Raw genomic sequence first — 1,156 nt, forward strand, 5'->3', positions numbered from 1 at the left:
CTTCGCAACCACACGCGCTTCATTCAACACGTCCCGTCACCCAAAGACCGCGGCAAACTACTGTATCTCCTGGACCATGTCAAGATCGATTTTCAAGAAAGATCGGGGCAAGACGGAAAAAATGAAGGATGAAAAAATGTTTACCTCAAAGAATACCGCTGATCCAGTTAGATAGTAGAAGCCTCAGGTACAGGCGGTGCTTTGTGTTGATCCGTGTCTTTCTTGTTTTCCGTTGATCTCAACGATTCAATCTCTTTGGTGAGATGGTCAATAGTCAAAAGCAATTGTTGATTCTGTTCGGATGCTTGGACCAATTGGTTCTCGAGTTGTTCAATTTTCGCTTTGTCGTGAGAGGGGTTGCGTAGATGATTATTTTTCCGATGGGTTATGATTTGGGCCAGATATTCAGTGGAATTAAGTAAGACTGTTTGTAATTGCAGGAATATTTCTTTGGCCTTATCAAAAGAGTACAACGCCATGGCAGCCAGGAATAGGCAAATAAGCAGAGAGATGGAGAGAATGATTGAAACAATGAGTCCAACGGAGAAGAGGATTGAATGCAATATTCCTGAGATGATTGCCGCAAAACCACTCCCGATGCCGTCGGCTTTTGATGAAACAACAAAAGCAAAGAAAACAAGCATTACTGTGATTACAATGCCAGACTGCAGCAGTGGTGTTCTGAATTCATCTTTTTTCATGGCGAGTTCCTGATACGTGTTTTGAGATATATTCATGTGTTCATTTTACATGAACTCGATAAAAAAGCAAAATATGGTACAGCTAAATTGCGGTAGTGAGGGAAAGATCTGTAAAAAAAAGGAATGACTATGGTGTGTGCTCAGCCATACACCTGCATCTTAGAAGAGCAAACGATGGCCAAAAGGAAGTTTTTCGTTGCCCTAGCTGAAGTCAAACGACTTTCAGGATAAGATATTGATCTTTCGGAATACTTGTTGAATACGGTTGACAAGAAGGCTCTTGCAGCTGAATCGTACGATGTACTGTCTACAGCGAAGGGTGCGCCATTTTGACGATCGTTTGGGCATCGCAGCTGTAATGTATCCGTCAAAATAACCGCATCTGTTTTTCCCTGCACTGAGCTGTCATAGTGGGACCACCTTTTATCATGGAGGAGCTTCACTATGAACATTGC

The 1,156-nt window shown here is 42.5% G+C and carries 2 protein-coding genes; both read right to left on the reverse strand.

Going from position 1 to position 1,156, the window contains the following annotated elements:
- Positions 1-167: 167 nt before the first annotated feature.
- The gene (locus tag HNQ81_RS17245) at positions 168-701 is read right to left on the reverse strand and encodes a hypothetical protein (protein ID WP_183352662.1); all 534 of its coding nucleotides are present in this window, start codon (positions 699-701) and stop codon (positions 168-170) included.
- A 140-nt stretch (positions 702-841) separates the two neighbouring features.
- On the reverse strand, positions 842-1,156 hold a 315-nt coding region (locus HNQ81_RS17415; RefSeq protein ID WP_221270901.1), incomplete at its 5' end, for a hypothetical protein.

The sequence above is a fragment of the Desulfoprunum benzoelyticum genome (assembly GCF_014201505.1).
Taxonomy (GTDB): domain Bacteria; phylum Desulfobacterota; class Desulfobulbia; order Desulfobulbales; family Desulfocapsaceae; genus Desulfoprunum; species Desulfoprunum benzoelyticum.